This is a genomic window from Kitasatospora sp. NPDC007106 (assembly GCF_040634455.1).
Taxonomy (GTDB): domain Bacteria; phylum Actinomycetota; class Actinomycetes; order Streptomycetales; family Streptomycetaceae; genus Kitasatospora; species Kitasatospora arboriphila.
In genome coordinates, this window is the sequence record NZ_JBEYFP010000735.1 from 1 (window position 1) to 2,876 (window position 2,876).

Annotated in this window: 4 protein-coding genes and 1 pseudogene; 3 read left to right on the top strand and 2 right to left on the bottom strand. The window is 74.9% G+C overall.

The window, feature by feature from the left end; translation table 11 throughout:
* Positions 1–205, bottom strand: a pseudogene (locus ABZ641_RS31565) (hypothetical protein); the annotation flags it as partial.
* Positions 206–353: 148 nt separating this feature from the next.
* Between ABZ641_RS31565 and ABZ641_RS31570 the strand changes: the two are divergent.
* Genes ABZ641_RS31570 through ABZ641_RS31580 form a run of 3 tightly spaced genes read left to right on the top strand, consistent with a single transcriptional unit; the run spans position 354 to position 1,974 of the window.
* Positions 354–782 carry a hypothetical protein gene (locus ABZ641_RS31570; protein WP_344628041.1) on the top strand — a complete coding sequence of 143 codons (429 nt, stop codon included), beginning with the start codon at positions 354–356 and terminating at the stop codon, positions 780–782.
* A gap of 23 nt (positions 783–805) precedes the next feature.
* Positions 806–1,009 carry a helix-turn-helix transcriptional regulator gene (locus ABZ641_RS31575; RefSeq protein ID WP_344628054.1) on the top strand — a complete coding sequence of 68 codons (204 nt, stop codon included), beginning with the start codon at positions 806–808 and terminating at the stop codon, positions 1,007–1,009.
* Positions 1,006–1,974, top strand: coding sequence for an NAD(P)-dependent alcohol dehydrogenase (locus ABZ641_RS31580; protein ID WP_359987357.1), 969 nt, complete (start codon positions 1,006–1,008; stop codon positions 1,972–1,974). The genes ABZ641_RS31575 and ABZ641_RS31580 overlap by 4 nt, the downstream gene beginning before the upstream one ends.
* A 9-nt stretch (positions 1,975–1,983) precedes the next feature.
* Here ABZ641_RS31580 and ABZ641_RS31585 read toward each other — a convergent pair.
* On the bottom strand, positions 1,984–2,876 hold an 893-nt coding region (locus ABZ641_RS31585; RefSeq protein WP_359987360.1), incomplete at its 5' end, for an alpha/beta hydrolase.

The window sequence follows — 2,876 nt, forward strand, 5'->3', positions numbered from 1 at the left end:
GGTAGCGGCGGGCGGTGCCGGGCGGGCTGCCGCCCGCGAGGTAGGCGTGCAGCCGGGCCCGGCGCATGTTGGAGCCGTACGCGGCGTACCAGACCGGGCGGGTCCGGTCGACGGGGTCGGCCGGGTCCACCGGACCGGCGGGGTCGAGGAGTTCGGGCGGGCGGACGGGGTGCGGGCGGGGCCGGCGCGGGACGGGGGTGCCCATGGCCCCATTGATGCGCGGGTCGGAGCCGTGCCCGGCCTCGGCCCGCCGGACGGCGCTACGGCTTCACCCGTCCGGCGGGAGTGCGCGGACCGAGCTGGACAGGTAAAAAATCTTTGACACGATGTCCGGTCTGCTTTACCTTTCCGGTATGGCAGTCGAAGAGAAGCGGGCCTGGATCATGCTCCTGGTCACACTCAGCAGCTATGCGGCGTACGCGGCAGTCGTCCTCGGCGGCGCCGGCTCCGGTCCGCTCACCGCCGCGCCGTACCGGGCGGCCCTGCTCTGGAGCGTCGGCCTCGCGATCGCGGCCTCGATCGTCCTGCACATCGCGGTCTCGCTCGCCTCCCCGGAGGGCGACCGGCAGAAGGACCAGCGGGACCGCGAGATCCACCGGTTCGGCGACCACGTCGGCCAGTCCTTCCTGGCGATCGGCGGAGTGGCCGTGCTCGTCCTGGCCATGCTCCGCGCCGACCACTTCTGGATCGCCAATGCGACGTACCTGGCCTTCGTCCTCTCGGCCCTGCTCGGCTCGGCCGCGAAGCTCGCCGCCTACCGGCGGGGGTTCGGCCCGTGGTGAAGCCGACCAGGGTCACCAACAGCATCCGCGCGCTCCGGTTCGCCCACGGGGAGATGACCCAGGCGGCACTGGCCGAGCGGATCGGCGTCACCCGACAGACCGTCATCGCCATCGAGCAGGGCCGGTACTCGCCCTCGCTGGAGATGGCGTTCCAGATCGCCCGGGTGTTCGGCGTCGCACTCGACGACGTCTTCCAGTACCCACGGACCGAGGGGGAGGCCCAGTGAAGGCCGTTGTGCAGGACAGGTACGGCGAGGCCGAGGTGCTGCAGCTCAGGGAGGTCGAGCGGCCGCGGCCGGGGGCGGACGAGGTCCTCGTCCGGGTGCGCGCGGCGGGCGTCGATCCCGGCGTCTGGCACCTCATGGCGGGCCTCCCCCGTCCCGTCCGGCTCGCGTCGGGGCTGCGCACCCCGCGCAATCCCGTCCGCGGCATGGACGCCGCCGGGGTGGTCGAGGAGGTCGGCCCGAACGTCACCGCCTTCCGCCCCGGTGACGAGGTGTTCGGCGTCTGCGAGGGATCCTTCGCCGAGTACGCCCTCGCCAGACCCGGACGGCTCGCCCCCAAGCCCGCCGGGCTGACCTTCGAACAGGCCGCGGCCCTGCCGATCTCCGGCTGCACCGCGCTGCAGGCCCTGCGCGACACCGGCGGCCTCCGGGCGGGGCAGCACGTCCTGGTGATCGGCGCGGCCGGCGGCGTCGGCTCGTTCGCCGTGCAGGTCGCCAAGCTCCTCGGTGCGGAGGTCACCGGGGTGTGCAGCACCGGGAAGACCGAACTCGTCCGCTCGCTCGGCGCCGACCGGGTCCTCGACTACACCCGCGAGGAGATCACCGAGGGCGGGCACCGCTACGACCTCGTCGTCGACACCGCGGGCAACCGGCCGCTCGCGCTGCTGCGGCAGGTCCTCACCCCGCGCGGCACGCTGGTCATCGTGGGCGGCGAGGGCGCCGGCGGGTGGCTGCAGGGCCTCGACCGGCAGCTGCGGGCCATGGCGCTCTCGCCCTTCGTCGGGCAGCGGCTGCGCACGCTGGTCGCGCAGACCCGGACGGCGGACCTGCGCCACCTCGCCGAGGCCGCCGAGCAGGGCCGGCTGGTGTCCGTCCTCGACCGCGGCTACCCGCTGGAGCAGGCGGCGGACGCGGTGCGGCACGTCCACACCGGGCACGCCCGGGGCAAGGTCGTGCTCACCGTGTGACGGCGGCCCTCAGCGGTCCGGGCCGAGGACGGCGTCGGCGATCAGCCGGGCGACCGCCGCGGGCTGTTCCACCATCACCAAGTGGCCGCTGTCCGCGACGGTCTCCAGGGTGACCGACGGGCAGGCCTCCAGCGCGGCGCGCTCCTCGTCGGTCAGCCCGACCTCGTCCCGGTCGCCGCGCACCACCCGGGCCCGGACGCCCGCCCCGCACAGCCGCGGGACGAGGGAGCCGTGCCGGTCGAGGTAGGCGAAGTACTCGATCATCGCCCGGCGGCAGAAGGCCGCCGAGTTCCGCTTCAGGTCGGCCAGCAGCGGCGCCCGCCGGGCCTCCGGAATGCTGTCCGCCAGGGCCTTCGGCGCCAGCCACAGCATCACCGGCCAGGCCGCCGCACCGAGCCCGGGCACCCGGCCGAGCCTCGTCGCGACCGCCAGTGCCTTGGACTCGTCCGGCCGCGAGAAGGTCGGCGAGAGCAGCACCACCGGCCCGGCAAAGTGCCCGCCGCCGACCATCTCCAACGCGATGTTGGCGCCGAGGCTGTGGCCCACCACGGCCGTGCAGCCGTGCTCGGCGGCGAAGGCCGCGGTGATCGCCGCGTAGTTCTCCATCGACACGTCCCGCGGCGCGACCGTCCCGGCATGGCCCGGGACGGTCGCCGCCACCAGCCGGATCGGCGCCCCGGCGAGCGGCTCAGCGGCCATCAGGTCGTCGTAGAAGGCCGTGCTGCACAGCCCGCCCGGCAGCAGCAGCACCCGGTGCGGCGCGTCGGCCGGCCCCGACTCCCGTACGTCCCAGGCGTGGAACTGCGCGGCACCGCTCACGGCTCTGCCCTCCGACTCGCTCGACCACCGCCAGTCTCCCGCGCCCCCGGCCACCGCCCGCCCACCCTGCGCCGAACGCGGCA